Annotated in this window: 14 protein-coding genes; 10 read left to right on the top strand and 4 right to left on the bottom strand. The window is 66.8% G+C overall.

Translation table 11 applies throughout. The features are described 5' to 3' along the window. Together VGK20_14370 and VGK20_14365 are read left to right on the top strand one after the other, a co-directional pair. Positions 1 to 1991 (top strand): hypothetical protein (locus VGK20_14370; GenBank protein HEY2775229.1); only part of this gene is annotated, 1991 nt, incomplete at its 5' end. Between the two features lie 289 nt (positions 1992 to 2280). Continuing rightward, the gene (locus VGK20_14365; protein ID HEY2775228.1) at positions 2281 to 2739 is read left to right on the top strand and encodes a nuclear transport factor 2 family protein; all 459 of its coding nucleotides are present in this window, start codon (positions 2281 to 2283) and stop codon (positions 2737 to 2739) included. Positions 2740 to 3094: 355 nt separating this feature from the next. On the opposite strand, the gene VGK20_14360 is transcribed toward VGK20_14365, so the two are convergent. Next, complete coding sequence (locus VGK20_14360) at positions 3095 to 3412, bottom strand: hypothetical protein (GenBank protein ID HEY2775227.1); 318 nt, start codon at positions 3410 to 3412, stop codon at positions 3095 to 3097. Between the two features lie 385 nt (positions 3413 to 3797). Here VGK20_14360 and VGK20_14355 point away from each other — a divergent pair, with 385 nt between their 5' ends. Both VGK20_14355 and VGK20_14350 read left to right on the top strand, forming a co-directional pair. After that, positions 3798 to 4745 carry a Rieske 2Fe-2S domain-containing protein gene (locus VGK20_14355; protein HEY2775226.1) on the top strand — a complete coding sequence of 316 codons (948 nt, stop codon included), beginning with the start codon at positions 3798 to 3800 and terminating at the stop codon, positions 4743 to 4745. A 167-nt stretch (positions 4746 to 4912) separates the two neighbouring features. Then, positions 4913 to 6079 carry a zinc-dependent alcohol dehydrogenase gene (locus tag VGK20_14350; protein ID HEY2775225.1) on the top strand — a complete coding sequence of 389 codons (1167 nt, stop codon included), beginning with the start codon at positions 4913 to 4915 and terminating at the stop codon, positions 6077 to 6079. Between the two features lie 215 nt (positions 6080 to 6294). Here VGK20_14350 and VGK20_14345 read toward each other — a convergent pair whose 3' ends face one another. Continuing rightward, positions 6295 to 7062: a 3-hydroxyacyl-CoA dehydrogenase gene (locus VGK20_14345; protein ID HEY2775224.1), complete on the bottom strand. Its 768-nt coding sequence runs from the start codon at positions 7060 to 7062 to the stop codon at positions 6295 to 6297. A 236-nt stretch (positions 7063 to 7298) separates the two neighbouring features. Between VGK20_14345 and VGK20_14340 the strand changes: the two genes are divergently transcribed. After that, the gene (locus VGK20_14340; GenBank protein HEY2775223.1) at positions 7299 to 8153 is read left to right on the top strand and encodes an alpha/beta hydrolase; all 855 of its coding nucleotides are present in this window, start codon (positions 7299 to 7301) and stop codon (positions 8151 to 8153) included. A gap of 12 nt (positions 8154 to 8165) precedes the next feature. Here the strand turns inward: VGK20_14340 and VGK20_14335 are convergent, their stop codons facing one another. Continuing rightward, the gene (locus VGK20_14335; protein ID HEY2775222.1) at positions 8166 to 9551 is read right to left on the bottom strand and encodes a porin; all 1386 of its coding nucleotides are present in this window, start codon (positions 9549 to 9551) and stop codon (positions 8166 to 8168) included. Positions 9552 to 9745: 194 nt separating this feature from the next. On the opposite strand from VGK20_14335, the gene VGK20_14330 reads away from it, so the two are divergent. The 5 genes from VGK20_14330 to cysA all read left to right on the top strand — a co-directional run bounded on the left by VGK20_14330 (position 9746) and on the right by cysA (position 15644). Next, positions 9746 to 11332, top strand: a complete 1587-nt coding sequence (locus VGK20_14330) for a sigma-54 dependent transcriptional regulator (GenBank protein HEY2775221.1) — start codon at positions 9746 to 9748, stop codon at positions 11330 to 11332. A 189-nt stretch (positions 11333 to 11521) separates the two neighbouring features. Next, the gene (locus tag VGK20_14325; GenBank protein ID HEY2775220.1) at positions 11522 to 12526 is read left to right on the top strand and encodes a sulfate ABC transporter substrate-binding protein; all 1005 of its coding nucleotides are present in this window, start codon (positions 11522 to 11524) and stop codon (positions 12524 to 12526) included. 37 nt (positions 12527 to 12563) lie between these two features. Then, the gene (gene cysT / locus VGK20_14320) at positions 12564 to 13388 is read left to right on the top strand and encodes a sulfate ABC transporter permease subunit CysT (GenBank protein ID HEY2775219.1); all 825 of its coding nucleotides are present in this window, start codon (positions 12564 to 12566) and stop codon (positions 13386 to 13388) included. After that, positions 13378 to 14505, top strand: a complete 1128-nt coding sequence (locus VGK20_14315) for an ABC transporter permease subunit (protein ID HEY2775218.1) — start codon at positions 13378 to 13380, stop codon at positions 14503 to 14505. The genes cysT and VGK20_14315 overlap by 11 nt, the downstream gene beginning before the upstream one ends. Further along, entirely contained in the window at positions 14502 to 15644 is a 1143-nt protein-coding gene (gene cysA / locus VGK20_14310) for a sulfate ABC transporter ATP-binding protein (protein HEY2775217.1), read from the top strand. Before VGK20_14315 ends, cysA begins: the two co-directional genes overlap by 4 nt. Positions 15645 to 15646: 2 nt before the next feature. Here cysA and VGK20_14305 read toward each other — a convergent pair whose 3' ends face one another. Next, entirely contained in the window at positions 15647 to 16483 is an 837-nt protein-coding gene (locus VGK20_14305) for a glycoside hydrolase family 16 protein (protein ID HEY2775216.1), read from the bottom strand. Between the last annotated feature and the right edge of the window lie 16 nt (positions 16484 to 16499).

Here is a 16499-nt window from a genome sequence, read left to right as displayed (position 1 = left end):
ACGGCGCCTGCCTCGGCTCGCCGAACACGTGCGACGACAACAACGACTGCACCACCGACTCCTGCGACACCGAGCTTCAGGCGTGCAGCAACGTCGCGCGCAGCGGATCGTGCGACGACGGCAACTTCTGCACGATCAACGACTCGTGCACGGACGGCAGCTGCGTCGGTGACGCCAATACCTGCGACGACAGCAACCCCTGCACCGCCGACTCGTGCAACGTGGAGCTGCAGGTGTGCAGCAACATCGCGACGACCGGGTCCTGCGACGACGGCAACTTCTGCACCGTCGGCGACACGTGCGTCGACGGCGCCTGCCGCGGCGCGCCGAACTCGTGCAACGACAACAACGACTGCACCACCGACTCCTGCGACACCGAGTTGCAGGCGTGCAGCAACCTCGCGACGACCGGGTCCTGCGACGACGGCAACTTCTGCACCGTCGGCGACACCTGTCTTGACGGTGCCTGCCGAGGCACGCCGAACACGTGCGACGACAACAACGACTGCACCACCGACTCCTGCGACGGCGAGCTGCAGCAGTGCAGCCACGTCGCGCACGGCGGCTCCTGCGACGACGGCAACTTCTGCACCGTCGGCGACACCTGCAGCGACGGCCGCTGCGTCGGGGCACCGAACACGTGCGACGACGGCAACACGTGCACGAACGACTCCTGCGACTCCGAAGGCCAGGCCTGCGCGCACACCAACAACACGAACTCGTGCGACGACGGCCTGTTCTGCGACGGCGCAAGCGACTTCTGCTCGGGCGGCGTCTGCACCGGCAACGGCAATCCGTGCCCCGGCCCCGACGGCGACTCGAACTGCGCGGAGAGCTGCAACGAGGAGCTGCACGACTGCAGCGCAGCGGACCCGAACGGTTCGCCGTGCGACGACGGCCTGTTCTGCGACGGCAGCGACACCTGCCAGGAGGGCAGCTGCAGCAGCCACGCCGGCAATCCGTGCGCCGGCAACGGCGGCCAGTGCCAGAACCAGGCGTGCGACGAGGAGTCCAGCTCCTGCGCCACCGGGAACGCGCCCGACAACACGCCGTGCGACGACAACAACGACTGCACGCGGAACGACGTCTGCACCGACGGCGCCTGCGCGGGTACGTCGACCCTCCTGGTGGACTTCTGCCCGTGGACCGTCGTCAACCGCGAAGGCACCAAGGCCGACCTGATCAAGATGAAGAACCAGGTAGCGATTGCCGGCGACATCTGCGGCGGCATCCTCAAGCTCGGCTCGACGGTTGCCATCGAGGACGACGCCGTCTCGGGCATGACGTCGTACGCAAAGGCGATCCGGCTGGCCAACAGCGCCACGGTGGGCAACGACATCGTCAGCGCCGGCGGCGGTGCCAAGGCCCTTCCCGGTACCAACAAGCTTCCGTACACGACCCCGAAGCTTTCGCTGCTCGCACCGGGATCGACCACCGCCAAGGACGACGCCAGCGGGAGCTACGACCTGAGCGGCACCAACCCGCAGGGGACGGCCTGCATCGCAGTGCGTGAGGACTACCAGACGGTGGCCGGAGAGCTCGACGCCATGACGGCCACGCAGTCGGTCGGCAAGACGAAGATCAAGGGTGGCCAGACGTTCACGGTCACTCCCAACGTGGTCGGCGGCCTCAACGTCGTCAACGTTGCCGGCTACCTCAAGGCGTCCAAGAGCGCCACGCTGGAGCTGAGCGGCGGCGGAGACCCCGACACCGTCGTCGTGCTGCGCATCGCCGGCAAGTTCCTGATGCAGATCCAGTCCCAGCTCACGCTGACCAATTCGCTGACGGCCAACCACACCCTCATCTACGTGAAGGGCAAGAAGGCCGGGTTCTCCGACAGCGTGACCGGCGCAGGGACCGTGTTCTGCATGCCGGGCAAGCTGAAGACGAAGAACCACGTGGAGTGGAACGGAGCACTTTTCGGCGCCGGCAAGCGCCTGAAGATCGGCTCCAACTCGCTGATCGACCACACCTCGTTCAACGGCTTCTGAGCCATTGGCTCCGGGGCATGCGAGGCCGCCGCAAGGCGGCCTCGCATGCCCCGCGGCGGGCTACCGGCCCGCTGCACGCCCGCGCGCCCCCCCAAGCACCAAAGCGCCCGAGCGCACGCCACGGCCTCCATCCACCCGGATCGGCGTTACCCGCCCAGGCGCCAGCGCGGAAGCCGGCCCCGGCCGTCCCGCGGCGGCGACCCCGCACTGCAGTTCCTGCATCTCCCGCACTGGCAGCATCACGCGACATGCGGCAGCATCGCGCTCGACCGCAAGGGAGCACTGCGCCGTGTCCAGACTCGAAGACATCGAAGCGATCTGCCAGCTGAAGTACCGCTACTTCCGCGCGCTCGACTGCAAGCTGTGGGACGAGCTGGCCGACACGCTGGCCGAGGACGCGACGGCCGCCTACGACAGTGGCCGCTACTCGTTCGACGGGCGCGACGCGATCATGAAGTTCCTTCGTGACGCGCTGGGCAGCCCGCGCATCATCAGCATGCACAACGGGCATCACCCGGAGATCGAGATCGGCGCAGAAGGCCGCGCGCGCGGCACCTGGTACCTGCGCGATACCGTGATCTTCCGCGACGCCAACATGATCCTGCAGGGCGCCGGCTTCTACCACGACGAGTACGTGAAGATCTCCGGCCGGTGGAAGATTCGATCGACCGGCTACGAACGCACGTTCGAGCTGATGGAGAGCCGCGAGGCGCCGCTGCAGCTTCGCACCCGATTCGACCCGGAGTGACGCGCCGTGGACGCCCCTCCACGACGCCGAAGGTCGAGGAAAACGTGAGCGAGCGCCGCTCACGCGCTGCGCGCGCCGGCCAGCGCTCGCAGCAACCCGCGCAGGAGGCGCAAAGCGCGCGATCCGCGCACGACTGCCAAACCACCAAGGAGTAGCGAGATGGCGAAAGGTCAGGAAAAGAAGGCGAAGAACAACAAGCCGAAGCTGTCGACCAAGGAGAAGCAGGAGAAAAAGAAGGAGAAGAAGGCCGGCAAGTAACGGCCCGCATCGGCTTGCGGGTCAGGCACTTTCCCGCCGACGGCAGGAAAGCGCCTGACCCGCGTCGCCTCCTCGCCTGCGCGGCCAGGCGCGCAGATTACTGCGGCGTCGCAGCCGGTTTCGTCGGCGCCTTGTGAGTGGCCGTGTGGTGGTGGCCGGCCATTCTCTTCTCGTAGGACTCGTGGGCCTTGTAGCAGGCCGAACTGAAGCCCTCATCCGTCTCACCCTTCTTCTCGTTCTTCTCCAGGCACTGGTGGACCGCTGTATCGTTCTTGGCGGTGCACCCGAATTTTTTCACGTCGTCGCTGCAGGACTTCATCAACGTGGACGTCGCGTAGGCCGCAGGTGCTGCGGCCAGGACTCCGACCACAGCGGTTGCCACGATCGACGTAAGGAACAGTCGCTCGACTCTCATGTCGCGTTCTCCTCTTGCTGGCTGCTCGGACGGTAGCTGGCGATAAGAATGATTTTCGTCACCCCGATCTCTCTTCCAGGAGTGGCAGGGACGCGGCGCGGCCCTGCATCCAGAGGCAGCCAGAACGCTGCGCCTGTCAACTACGGTGCTGCGCGACTGGGGGAATCGATCGCGGTCGATGAAACGGGGGTCCTGCGCCGTCGTCGTCCGTGGTCTCGCCGGCCGCGGAGCCCGCCAGGGCCACCGACCGAAAAGGCCTCTTTTCCGGCCTTTTTCGAATTGCCGCCGGCGGGCCGGCCGGCAGTGGACACGCATCGGCCGCCGCCTATAATGCGCGACTGGAACATGTTCTACCTGCGGTCGCCTGGCCGCGCGGAGGCCGACGATGACTCGCATTTCCCTGCCCCCCTTCCCGAACGGCTGGTTCAACATCTGCTATTCGCACGAGGTCGCCGCCGGCGAGGTGAAGGCGGTCCACGCCATCGGGCGCGACTTCGTCGTGTTCCGCGGCGAAGGCGGCAACGCCCACGTGCTCGATGCGTACTGTTCCCATCTCGGGGCGCACCTCGGCGTCGGCGGGAAAGTCGAAGGCGACGGCATCCGCTGTCCGTTCCACAACTGGTGCTGGAGCGGCGAGACCGGCGACTGCCTCGACATCCCCTACGCCAAGCGCATTCCAGCCAAGGCGAAGATCGGCGCGCCGGTGATGCGCGAGCAGAACGGCTTCATCATGATCTGGCATCACGCCGAGGCGAAAGCGCCCGAGTGGACTCCCGAAGTGATCCCCGAGACGCACTCGGACGATTATTACGTGCACGGACGCCGCCAGTGGGAGCTCGCTGCGCACCCCCAGGAACTGTACGAGAACGGCTTCGACGTGGCGCACTTCGGCACGCTGCACGGCATGAACGTGCGCGGCGTCGTCTACGACACCGAAGGACCGATCTGCAAGCTCCACCTCGATTTCGAGCGCGACTCGGTGCAGTCGAGCGCGGAGGGCCTGGCGACGATCCGTTCGTTCATGTTCGGGCCCGGGCTTTCCCTGACCCGCGTCAGCGGCCTGATCGACGGTGTTTCGGTGCAGTCGCTGACCCCGCTCGATCCCGAGCGCATGATCCTGACGCACAACTATTACGTGCGCCGCGACTCGAACAAGGAAGCGGTCACCGGTTTCTTCGACTACTACGCGAAGGACTGGGAGCTGGACATGCCGCTGTGGAACAACAAGGCGTTTCGCGAGAAGCCCAACCTCGCCGAAGGCGACGGCGACATCTCGCGCTTCCGCCGCTGGTACAAGCAGTTCTACTCGACCCCCGTCGAAGTCGCGTTCTGACGCGGCGGCGTACGGGGGTTCCTCCCCGGACGCGCAATTCTTCTGACGGCCGGCGCGAGCGTTCTTCTACGCTCGCGCCTGCGATGCCATCGTCGCTCAATCGGCGGCCAAACGCCCGTTTGCGTGTAGTGGCCGGCATGCGCGGCGCCACCGCCGGAGGAGCAGCGATGAGAGCAGTCTGCTGGTACGGTACCGGTGACATCCGCGTCGAGGACGTCCCCGATCCGGAAATCGTGCAGCCCACCGATGCGATCGTGCGCATCACGTCCACCGCCATCTGCGGTTCCGATCTCCATATCTACGACGGCATCGTCCCGACGATGGAGAAGGGCGACATCCTCGGCCACGAGCCGATGGGAGAAGTCGTCGAGATCGGCAGCGCGGTCGCGCGCCTCAAGGTCGGGGACCGCGTCGTCGTGCCCTTCGTCGTCTCGTGCGGCTACTGCTTCTTCTGCCAGAAGGGCCTGTACTCGCTGTGCGACACGACCAACGCGGAGAATCGCGCGGCCCGCGAAGCGCTCGGTCAAGCGACCGCCGGTCTTCTCGGCTACTCCCACATGATGGGCGGATATCCGGGCGGGCAGGCCGAATACCTTCGCGTGCCGTTCGCGGACGTCGGCGCCATTCGGATTCCGGCGGGACTGTCCGACGACAAGGTGCTGTTCCTGTCCGACATCTTTCCCACCGGGTTCATGGCAGCCGAAAATTGCGACATCGAGGCCGGCGACACCGTCGCCGTGTGGGGCTGCGGCCCCGTCGGGCAGTTCGCGATCCAGTGTGCGTGGATGTTCGGCGCCGAGCGAGTGATCGCAATCGACTGCGTGCAGGCCCGCCTGGCGATGGCTGAGCAGCACGGCGACGCCGAGACGATCCAGTTCCTCGAAACCGACGTCTACGACCGCCTGATGGAGATGACGGACGGGCGGGGACCGGACCGCTGCATCGATGCGGTCGGTTGCGAAGCCCACGCGCCCGGGACCCTGCGCGCAATCGTCGACCGCGCGAAATCGGCGGTCATGGCAGGCGACCGCACCCACGTGCTGCGCGAGGCGATCTATTGCTGCCGCAAGGGCGGTACCCTGTCGGTACCCGGCGTCTACGTCGGGCTTCTCGACGACGTTCCGTTCGGCGCGGCGATGAACAAGGGAATCACCATCCGCACCGGGCAGACGCACGTACCCCGCTATTCGGCAGAGCTTCTGCGTCGCGTGCAGAACGAGGAAATCGATCCGTCGTTCGTCATCACGCACCACATGAGCCTCGACCAGGCTCCCGAGGCCTACGAGATGTTCCGCAACCGCGACGGTTGCATCAAGGTGGTGCTCCGGCCCTGAGCCCTTGGGATGCACGGGCGTCGCGAATGCCACGCCGCTTCCGTGTGCAACCGTCGTGCCGTGGCGAACGAAGTCCCGCGCGCGCTTCGTGTGCAACCATTGTGCCCTGCCGGGCTGCGTCGCCGTTCAGCGGGCGGAGCCAGGCATTCGCCCGCCGGGCTGCGTCGCCGTTCAGCGCGCGGACGGGGCATTCGTTCGTCGAGCGGCGTCGTCGTTCAGCGCGGGGGCATTCTCAATGCGCCGTCGAGACGGATCGTTTCCCCATTCAGATAGGGGTTGGTGATGATCGCGCACGCGAGCTGGCCGTACTCGGAGGGCTTTCCGAGGCGCTGCGGGAACGGGATGCCTGCGCCGAGAGCCTTGCGGTTTTCTTCGGGCAGCAGCGCGAGCATCGGCGTATCGAAGGTGCCGGGCGCGATCGTGCAGCAGCGGATGCCGTCGCGCGACAGGTCGCGCGCGATCGGGAGCGTCATGCCGACGACGCCGGCCTTGGACGCCGTGTAGGCCACCTGCCCGATCTGTCCGTCGAACGCGGCAACGGATGCCGTGTTGATGATGACGCCGCGCTCGCCGTCCTCGCTCGGATCGTTCGACAGCATGCGCGTAGCGGCCAGGCGCAGCACGTTGAAGGTTCCGATGAGGTTGATCTCGATCGTCTTGGCAAAAAGGTTCAGCGGGAACGGACCGCCTTTGCCGGTGGTCTTCATCGCCGTGCCGATTCCGGCACAGTTGACGACCGCGTTGATCCTGCCGAAGGCCGCGATGGCCTTGTCGAGAGCCTTGTTGACCTCGTCCTCGCTGGTGACGTCGGCAGGAGTGAACATCGCGTGGCCGCCCATGCCCGAGGCGACCTCGGCGCCGTTGGAACGCTCGAGATCGAGGAGCGCGACACGCCCGCCGCCGGCGACGATGGCTTCGGCAGTGGCCAGGCCGAGGCCCGAGGCCCCTCCGGTGACGACGGCTACGGTATCGGAAAGATGCATGCGCGTATTCTCCTTATGGGACCGGCGGCCACGGGCCGCCTCCGGTTGGACCGGCCATCGGCCGACTGTGATCGAACCGGGCGACCATCGGTCGACTGGTCGGACCGGCGGCGGTCGGGCGCCTGCTGGTCGGGCCGGCGATGGTTCTTAGCAAGCACCGGAAGCGGCGCAACCGTCCCTTTCGTCATCTGCGCTTCCGGACCAGAATCCGGCATTCAGGTCGCCACCTGCGCCATATGCGCTCTATCGAAGATCCTTCACGTCAGAACGCGCCAGACAGCGCGACCATCTCTCGTCGCAGCGGATTTGTCACGGCCGCAGGTGGCGCCCGCATCTACTTCGAAGCGTGCGGCTCGGGTCCTGCGCTGGTGCTCGTGCACGGTCTCGGCGGAAACCATGCTGTCTGGTTCCACCAGGTCGCGCACTTCGCTTCCAGCCACTTGGTCGTGACGCTGAGCCAGCGCGGCTTCGCACCGTCGACCGGCAACCAGGACCGGTACTCGGTCGATACCGTCGTCGCCGATCTCGAAGCGGTGATGGACGAAGCGGGCATCGCGGAGGCCACCGTTGTCGGCCAATCGATGGGAGGCTGGACGGCGCTCGGCCTCGCGCTGCGCGCCCCTGGCAGGGTGACGCGCCTGGTGCTTGCCGACACCGCTGGCGGCATCAGCGACGAGAAGATCCACGGCCACATGCGCGCAATCGGTGCCGCTGCAGCGGCAGCAGGGGCCGCGCCGCTGCCGCTCGGAGTGCACCCCGCGCTCTCGCAGGGTTTTTCCAGGCGAAACCTTGCCCTTGCGTGCCTCTACCAGTCGCTCTCGACGTTTGGATCGCCGCCCGTCGCGACGATCACGCCGCAGCTTGCCGCCGCGCGCGTCGAGCCTGCCTCGCTGCGCGCCCTTCGCATGCCGACGCTGTTCCTCGTCGGAAGCGAAGACCAGCTGTTTCCGCCCGACCTGTTGCGGCACGCTTCCGTGCTCGTTCCGGGCGCGCGTGTCACCGAGATTCCCGATGCCGGACATTCGCCGTACATCGAGAATCCCGGTGCCTGGAACCGCGCGCTCGAAGAGTTTCTCGCCGAGCGCGGGTAATCGGCCCGCTGCTCAGAACCAGAACTGGGCGCGAGTCAGGAACACGTCTTCGGGATCCCGGTCGCCCGTCTTGGATCCCTTGTCGAACGTCGAGTGCTCGTAGTCGAACATCAGCTTGATGTTGCGATTGAGGTACCAGTTCAGTCCCGCCGTAATCGAGTCGATCTGGCTCACCGACTTCGTGGGATCGGCGAAGCCCTTCGTGAAGGTATCGCCGTCCACGTGCAGCTCGGCGTACCGCAGCGCAACTTCCCAGGCTCCCCATCCACCGTGCCCGAAGTTGAAGTCATGGCTGGGGACGAGCACGTCGTACGTCGCCGCTTCGCCGGTGAGCAGCCACTGGGCGCGAAGCTGCCACGCGGTATTCTGCGTGTCGCCTTTCGTGGCTCCCTTCAAGAGCTCCTGGTTGGAGACGCCGTACTCGAACATCGAGCCGAAGGGCCCGTAGTAGTAGTACCCCTGTGGCATGACGCGCCAGTGATCGCCGTTGGCAACGGTCGTTGCGGCCGACGTCGAGGGGCTATCGGCCGAGTACTTGAAGTACGTGTTGCGCGACGACGTCCTGAACGACGGAAGCTGCGGCGAGGATGCCGTGCCTTGCTCGCGACCTGCGGTCGCCGCCACGCCGAGGCCGAGCCCGCGAAGCGGAACGACGGTGGTATTGCGCAGCGGCAGCGCGAAAACCCTGGCCGCGACATCGACGGCATCGTTGAAGTCCGTGTCGCCGCTGGTTCCGTCGGGAACGCCGTTGAGAACCGCGAGCTGGTACGTGAACGCGCCGTGCTGGAAATCCCCGTAAAGCTGGGCGCCCACGTCGCGATTGGGCGTCAGGTTGTCCACCAGCGAAGACTCCAGGAAGACCCGGTTCGAATCGGCCTGCAGTTGCTCCAGGCCGAAGGGCGTCTTGAACTTGCCCAAACGCGTGACCGCCCACGGCGCAAACCTGCCGTCGAGGTACGCATCCTGGAGCACGACCTGGCTGCCGGCAAAATCCGGCTGGAACCGGAAATCGAAACGGTCGGCGAGAGTGCCGCGGATGTCGAGGCGCGCACGACGGATCGAAAACTGGTCGACGCTGGGGTCGTCGCCGTTGTCGACCGACCAGCGGCTGTCGGCCTGCACGTAACCGTCGACGTTGAGCTTGTAACGCCCGTCCTCGGTCGCGAGGAAGAAACCGTCCTTGTAACCGGCAACCGGCTTGCTGCTCGCGCGCGTATCATCGGAGGCTTCGAGCTTGCGCGCGTCCTTCTTGAGCTCTTTCACTTCGGCTTCGAGCTGCTCGATCCTCTGGAGCAGCTCGGCCTGGCTCGGGTTGCCGGCAGCGGCACCGGCGTGTGCGACGCCCGCGCCGAGCGCGGCCAGCGCCGCGGCGGCCGCGACGATACGAATGGCTTTCATCGGGAGACTCCTCTGGGTAGCGATGGACTCGACTGAAGCAATGCGCATGCCGGCCAGGTCTGGACTCACAAGTAGCTGAAATACCGAGGACTTCTATCCCAGCTCCGTGAAATATCCGAGCAGCGACCGTGATTATTGCTGGCCACGATACGGTTGTATAGTCTGATCACCGCGGTATTTGACGGCTACGCACCATGGAACAGCTTTCGAGTCTCCTCGTGGAGGTCTGGCGCGAAGCCGGTCGCCACACCGACATCGCGACTTCCACCGCCGCCATTGCGGCGCTCGTTGCCGAGCGCATTCCCGCCGACCATATGAGCGTGCTCGCGATCGACTGGGCAGGCGCGCGCATCCTGCATCGCGCGTCGGGTCTCGGCGACAGCGGCCGGCTGCCTGCCGTCGAGCGCACGCTCGAGCCTCGGGAGACGGCGGCCCTGCGCGCGTGGGCGGACAGCAGAAGCATTCTTCCTCGCGGCGGCAACGGCGCAGATTCCCGCGATACCGCCGTTGCTGCGATCCTGTTTCCATCGTCTCCAGCCGCAAGCTGGATGGCGGGCGCGCTGCACGGTGAGGACGGACCGACCGGTGCGATGCTGGTTCGTGCCCGCCGCGGATCTCCGTTGCACGCGCAGCACAGGCAGATGTTCGAAGCGTTGCTCGAGCCCGTGTCGGCGGCGCTCGAAAGCGACCGCCGTTACCACGAGCTCGCCGCGCTTCGCGAGGCGGCCGAGGCCGACAAGCGCTCGGCGCTGGCCCGGCTCGGCCGTGAAGACCTGCGCGACACGATCATCGGAGCCGACGCCGGACTCGGTCCGGTGATGGAACGAGTCGCGCTGGTGGCGCGCCTCGATGTGCCCGTTCTTCTTCTCGGAGAAACCGGCACCGGCAAGGAAGTCATCGCGCGCACGATCCATGAAGCGTCTTCCCGCGGCCGCGCGCCTTTCATCCGCGTCAACTGCGGAGCGATCCCTGCCGAGCTGATCGATTCGGAGCTGTTCGGGCACGAAAAAGGCGCCTTTACCGGCGCAACCTCGTCGCGACGGGGCTGGTTCGAACGTGCCGACAACGGGACCCTGCTGCTCGACGAAGTCGGCGACCTTCCGCCGCCGGCCCAGGTGCGCCTTTTGCGCGTGCTCCAGGAGGGAAGCTTCGAACGCGTGGGCGGAGAGCGAAGCGTCAACGTCGACGTGCGCATCATCGCATCGACGCATCGCGACCTTCCTGCAATGGTGCAGAATGGGGAATTCCGCCAGGATCTCTGGTACCGCGTCGCCGGATTTCCGATCGTGCTGCCGCCGCTGCGCGAGCGTCGCGACGATACGCCGGCGCTGGCCGCGCACTTCGCGGCGCGGGCGGCGAGGCACTTCGGCCTGCGACCGACGCGGCTGACGGCCGAGGACATCGCGCTCCTGACGAGCTACGACTGGCCCGGCAACGTGCGCGAGCTGATCTCGGTGATCGATCGCGCCGCAATTCTCGGCGACGGCAACCGCCTCGAGGTAGCCGCGGCACTCGGCCTGCCCGACCGTTCGTTGCACCACCGTCCGGGATCGAACACTGCGCCGGCGCGCGTTCGCGCATCGACGGTGGCAAGCGGCGCAGCCAACTCGGCGTTGGACGAGGCGATGCGCAAGCACATCGAATCGGCGCTGGCCACTTGTCGCGGGCGCATCGAAGGACGCGGCGGGGCCGCCGAGCTGCTCGACATCAACCCGCACACACTTCGCGCGCGCATGCGAAAACTCGGCATCGACTGGTCGCGGTATCGCGGCGGGCGCTGAGCTCCGTCGCCTCATCGACCGGTCGCGCTGCTGCGGCGGACTCTGAGCCCCCTGCCCCGCATCACTCACGGCAATCCAGCAGATTTCACGGGTGGCCGGATCCCGACATCCTGTCATTTCCGCCAGTTAGCGGGCGGCACGCCGGTTGCAATCTCCTGCACGTCCTCCGGGACAGAGGAGTACCCGAAGATGAACCCGAAATTCGTCGTTGCGGTCGCGCTGGCCGCGACTGCAATCGTCGCCGCGTCGGCGCCTGCGTCCGCCAGGGACCTGACTCTGCTCAATGTCTCGTGCGATCCGACGCGCGAGCTTTGGAAGGACCTCAACAGCCACTTCATCGCGCTGTACGAGAAGCAGACCGGCGACACGCTGACGATCCACCAGTCGCACGGCGGCTCGAGCAGCCAGGCACGCGCCGTGATCGACGGGCTGGAGGCCGACGTCGTGACGCTGGCGTCCTTCCTCGACACCGACGCGATCGCGCAGAAGGGATTGATCTCCGCAGGCTGGGTGGACCGGCTGCCGAATCGCTCACTGCCGTACTTCTCGACGATCGTCTTCGTCGTCCGCAAGGGAAATCCGAAGCACGTCCACGACTGGCCCGACCTCGTGCAACCGGGCGTCGAGATCGTCACTCCGAACCCGAAGACGTCGGGCAACGGCTACCTCAGCTTCTTCAGCGCGTGGGGCTCGGTGATCCTTCGCGGCGGGACCCGCCAGGACGCGATCGACTACGTGACGAGTCTCTACAGCCGGGTGCCGGTGCTCGACTCCGGTGCCCGCGGCGCTTCGACCACGTTCGCACAGAAAGGCATCGGCGACGTGCACCTGACGTGGGAGAACGAGGCCCACCTCGAGGCGGACGAAGCAGGCGGCGACCTGGAGATCGTCTACCCGCCGATCAGCATTCGCGCCGAGCCGCACGTTGCCGTGGTCGACATCAACGTCGCGCGCAAGGGCACCCGCGACGCCGCGCAGGCCTACCTCGAGTATACCTACAGCGACGAGGCGCAGGAGATCATCGCCCGGCACTATTACCGGCCGACCAATCCGGCGGTGCTCAAAGCGCACGCCTCGTCTTTCCCGGACATCCGGCTGTTCGACATCACCGAGATCGCAAAGGACTTTCCTGATGCGCACCGGCAGCTGATCGCCGAAGGTGGTGTGTTCGACAGCATCTACAAGCCGAAATGAGGCCGGCGCGCGGCGAACTGGCGCGAGGCCGAAGACCATGGTGACCGTCGACCGCCGCGTGCTGCCGGGCTTCTCCTTGAGCCTCGGCTACACGCTGTTCTACCTCGGGTTCCTCGTCGTGATCCCGATCCTCGCGTGCTTCGCGAAGGCGGGCTCGCTCACCTTCGACGAATTCCGTCACGCCGTGTGGACCGATCGCGCGCGCGCCGCGTACGCGCTGACGTTCGGCGCTGCGCTGGTTGCGGCCATCGCCGACGCCCTGCTCGGGCTCGTCGTCGCGTGGGTGCTGGTACGCTACCGTTTTCGCGGGCGACGGATCGTCGACTCCCTCGTCGACCTGCCGCTGGCGCTGCCGACGGCGGTGACGGGCCTGGTCTACTCCTCGCTGTACGTGCAGAAGGGCTGGCTCGGGCACTGGCTCGTTCCTCTCGGGATCTACGGCGCGTACAGCCGCTTTGCGATCGTGCTCGTGCTCGTGTTCGTCGGGCTGCCGTTCGTCGTGCGCACCGTTCAGCCGATCCTCGAGGACCTCGATCCCGAATGCGAGGAGGCCGCCGCCTCGCTCGGCGGCACGAGGTGGCAGGCTTTCCGCCACGTCGTCTTCCCCACCGTGCTTCCCGCGCTGATCACCGGGTTCGCCCTCGCGTTCGCGCGCGGCATCGGCGAGTACGGCTCGGTCGTCTTCGTCTCCGGAAACATGCCGTACAAGACCGAGATCGCGCCGATCCTCATCGTCGCGCGCCTCGAAGAGTTCGCGTACGGCGAAGCCACGGCGATCGCCGTCGTGCTGCTGCTGGCGTCGTTCTCGCTGCTGGTACTGACCAACCGGCTGGAACGCTGGAGCTTGCGCCATGAGCGCTGATTCGCTCGTGTCGCCTGCGGATGCGGGGCCTCTTCGCCGCGGACGCACGGCCCAGCAGGACCCGGCCTGGGTGCGCTGGGGCCTGACCGCCTTCGTGCTCGCGCTGGTCGGTCTTCTGATCGTCGTTCCCGTCGTCAACATCTTCGTCGTGGCGTTCGGCAATGGAGTGGGAGCCTACTGGAACAACCTGTTCGGCGATGCCGACACGCGCCAGGCGATCCTGCTGACGGCCACGGTGGTGCCGATCGCGCTCGGCGCCAACACGGTGTTCGGCATTGCCGCGGCGTGGGCGATCGCGCGCTTCGACTTCCGCGGCCGCACCATTCTCACCGCTCTTGTCGACCTTCCGTTCGCGGTCTCGCCGGTGGTGGCCGGACTGATGTTCGTGCTGATCTTCGGGCTGCAGGGCTGCTGCGGGCAGTTCCTGCGCGAGGACGGCTATTCGGTGATGCCGTACCTCGTGTCGGCACTTGTCGCCGCGGCCTTCGCGCTCGCGCTCTTGCTGCTGCTTCCGACCGGTTCCCGCTCGCGTCTCGGACGCCGAAGGGCCCTGGCGGCAATCGCCGGCGGCGCGATCGTGTTCGCGGTGCTGCTCGCCGTGCAGCTCGGCCTGGACCTGTGGCCTCACGGTCGCAGCCTGAAGATCCTGTTCGCGCTGCCGGCACTCGTGCTGGCCACTTCGTTCGTGACGTTCCCATTCGTCGCGCGCGAGCTCATCCCGGTGCTCGAAGCGCTCGGCCCGGACGAAGACCTCGCCGCGATCAGCCTCGGCGCGACGCCGGGGCAGATGTTCCGGGACGTCACGCTTCCGAACATCCGCTGGGGGCTCGTCTACGGGATCATCCTTTGCAACGCGCGCGCCGTCGGCGAGTTCGGTGCCGTCTACGTGGTCTCCGGACACATCGCAGGACAGACGGACACGATGCCGCTGCGCATCGAGAAGCTTTTCGAGGAGTACAACATGCCGGGCGCGTTCGCCGTCGCCTCCACGCTGACGCTGCTTGCAATCGTCACGCTGGTGGCCAGGAGCAGGCTCGAGCGCAAGGCACCGGCGACAAGCCTTGGCGGGGTTGCCGGCACAGTCGGAGCCCGCGCCGCAGCGAAGGGAGCATCATGAGCATCCGCATCGGCAACGTAAGCAAGGAGTTCGGCAATTTCGCCGCGCTGGACGACGTCAGCCTCGAAGTGCCCGACGGAGACCTGCTGGCGCTGCTCGGCCCGTCGGGGTCCGGCAAGACGACGCTGCTGCGCATCATCGCTGGACTGGAGGTCGCCGACTCGGGCTCGGTCTCGATCGGAGGCGACGACATCACCGGTCTTTCGGCGAGAGAGCGCAACATCGGATTCGTGTTCCAGCACTACGCGCTGTTTCGCCACATGACGATCGCCGACAACATCGGCTACGGACTGAGGGTACGCAACGTCTCGCGCGCGAAGATCCGCGACCGCGTGCGCGAGCTTCTGCACCTGGTGCGGCTGGACGGACTGGACGCGCGCTATCCCGGCCAGATCTCGGGCGGCCAGCGCCAGAGAGTCGCGCTGGCGCGCGCGCTGGCCGCCGAGCCGAGAGTGCTGCTGCTCGACGAGCCTTTCGGTGCGCTCGACGCCAAGGTGCGGCACGAGCTGCGCCAATGGCTGCGCAAGCTCCACGACGAGATCCACGTGACCAGCATCTTCGTCACGCACGACCAGGAAGAAGCGATGGAGCTGGCCGACCGCGTCGTCGTGATGAATCGCGGCCGCATCGAGCAGATCGGCTCGACCGAGGACCTCTACGAGCGCCCGGCCAGCCCGTTCGTCTTCGATTTCCTCGGAGAGACCAACGTTCTGCCGGGCGCCGTTCGCGACGGGAGCGTGTACCTGCCGGGCGTCGGGCAGCCGATCTCCACCGAAAGTATCCATACCGCCGGTCTCCATCCCGGCGGTCCGGTGGACGTCTACGTGCGCCCGGCCGACCTGCGTCTTGCCGATGCGGGCGCAGTCGGAATCGACGTGCGGGTCATGTCGATCCAGCGCACCGGCCCCGTCGTCAAGGTCACGGTCGAGACCGTGGCGGACGCCGCCGTGCTGCACGCGGAATTTCCTCACCTGCACCACGACGTGCCGAGGCTCGTCGTCGCGAGCGTGGTGCGACTTCGCCTGATGCAGTTCAGCGTCTATTCGCGCGGAGAACGGCTGCCGACGCACACAGCGGCGGCACCGGTGCCGACCGGACGCGAGAGAGAGCGCCGCCGTGAGGAAGCGCTCGCGGGCTGAGCTCAGTTGACGCTGACGCTGTCGACGTGGAACAGGGCGCCGCCGCGAGGGACACGCGCCGCGCGACCGGAGCTCCAGTGGTACCCGTTGTGCCACAGGTTGAAGAACACCGGAGCAGGCTGCGACGGAATCGTCACGTCGGGGTCTCCGGCCAGCGTCCACAGCACGTGCGGACCGGTTCCGTCCTCGAGGTCGATCGAATACTCGACGCTGCCGGCAGACCAGACGAACTGGTAGGTCGCGAACGCTTTCCACGAGCGGAACGTCCTCGAGCTCCAGCCGAGCGGATCGGTCTCGACGAGGTCGTAGCTGCTCTCGCCGCCCGGCGGCGTCTGCCACACGCGGCCGCTGCGAACGTCCACCTTGCGCGTCGTCTTGTGGAAGTTGCTGTCGTCGGTGTAGTCGGTCCACACCGTCAAGTAGATCGACGACGGCTCGTTGGCGAGAATCTCGATGTCGATCTCGTCGTTGTCGATAATTCCGTCGCCGTCGTGATCCGCCCCGTCGTTGAAATACGTGAAAAACGCCGAGACGAGGCCGGTGGCGCGGCTCGCCTTGGGTGTGCGCAGGCGCGCGCGGAAGGTGCCGTAGCCGAGCGGCGACGCGCTCTCGAGCTCCGTCGCAAACGCAGGGCCGCTGTCATCCGGTGAAGTGCCGCCGGGATAGACGAGCTCGAGCACGTTGCCGTCGAGAGCCTCGGTGTCCGCCACCGGCGAGGAGACCGCCGAACCCGGCTCGCTCGTGCGCGCCGCAGCCCATTGCGGCGAGAGAGGTGCCGCGAAATCGTCGCTGAACGCGTGCGCGGCCGTGGCCGCAGCCGCAGCGACGCACGCAGTCATGGCAAGAACAATCGCT

This window comes from Candidatus Binatia bacterium, from assembly GCA_036493895.1.
Lineage (GTDB): Bacteria > Desulfobacterota > Binatia > UBA1149 > CAITLU01 > DATNBU01.
This window is presented reverse-complemented; position numbering and strand designations above follow the sequence as displayed.

Coding starts and splice junctions, on each gene's coding strand:
- VGK20_14360 (HEY2775227.1), bottom strand. CDS start 3,412: ATGAGAGTCGAGCGACTGTTCCTTACGTCGATCGTGGCAACCGCTGTG.
- VGK20_14355 (HEY2775226.1), top strand. CDS start 3,798: ATGACTCGCATTTCCCTGCCCCCCTTCCCGAACGGCTGGTTCAACATC.
- VGK20_14350 (HEY2775225.1), top strand. CDS start 4,913: ATGAGAGCAGTCTGCTGGTACGGTACCGGTGACATCCGCGTCGAGGAC.
- VGK20_14345 (HEY2775224.1), bottom strand. CDS start 7,062: ATGCATCTTTCCGATACCGTAGCCGTCGTCACCGGAGGGGCCTCGGGC.
- VGK20_14340 (HEY2775223.1), top strand. CDS start 7,299: ATGCGCTCTATCGAAGATCCTTCACGTCAGAACGCGCCAGACAGCGCG.
- VGK20_14335 (HEY2775222.1), bottom strand. CDS start 9,551: ATGAAAGCCATTCGTATCGTCGCGGCCGCCGCGGCGCTGGCCGCGCTC.
- VGK20_14330 (HEY2775221.1), top strand. CDS start 9,746: ATGGAACAGCTTTCGAGTCTCCTCGTGGAGGTCTGGCGCGAAGCCGGT.
- VGK20_14325 (HEY2775220.1), top strand. CDS start 11,522: ATGAACCCGAAATTCGTCGTTGCGGTCGCGCTGGCCGCGACTGCAATC.
- cysT (HEY2775219.1), top strand. CDS start 12,564: ATGGTGACCGTCGACCGCCGCGTGCTGCCGGGCTTCTCCTTGAGCCTC.
- VGK20_14315 (HEY2775218.1), top strand. CDS start 13,378: ATGAGCGCTGATTCGCTCGTGTCGCCTGCGGATGCGGGGCCTCTTCGC.
- cysA (HEY2775217.1), top strand. CDS start 14,502: ATGAGCATCCGCATCGGCAACGTAAGCAAGGAGTTCGGCAATTTCGCC.
- VGK20_14305 (HEY2775216.1), bottom strand. CDS start 16,483: ATGACTGCGTGCGTCGCTGCGGCTGCGGCCACGGCCGCGCACGCGTTC.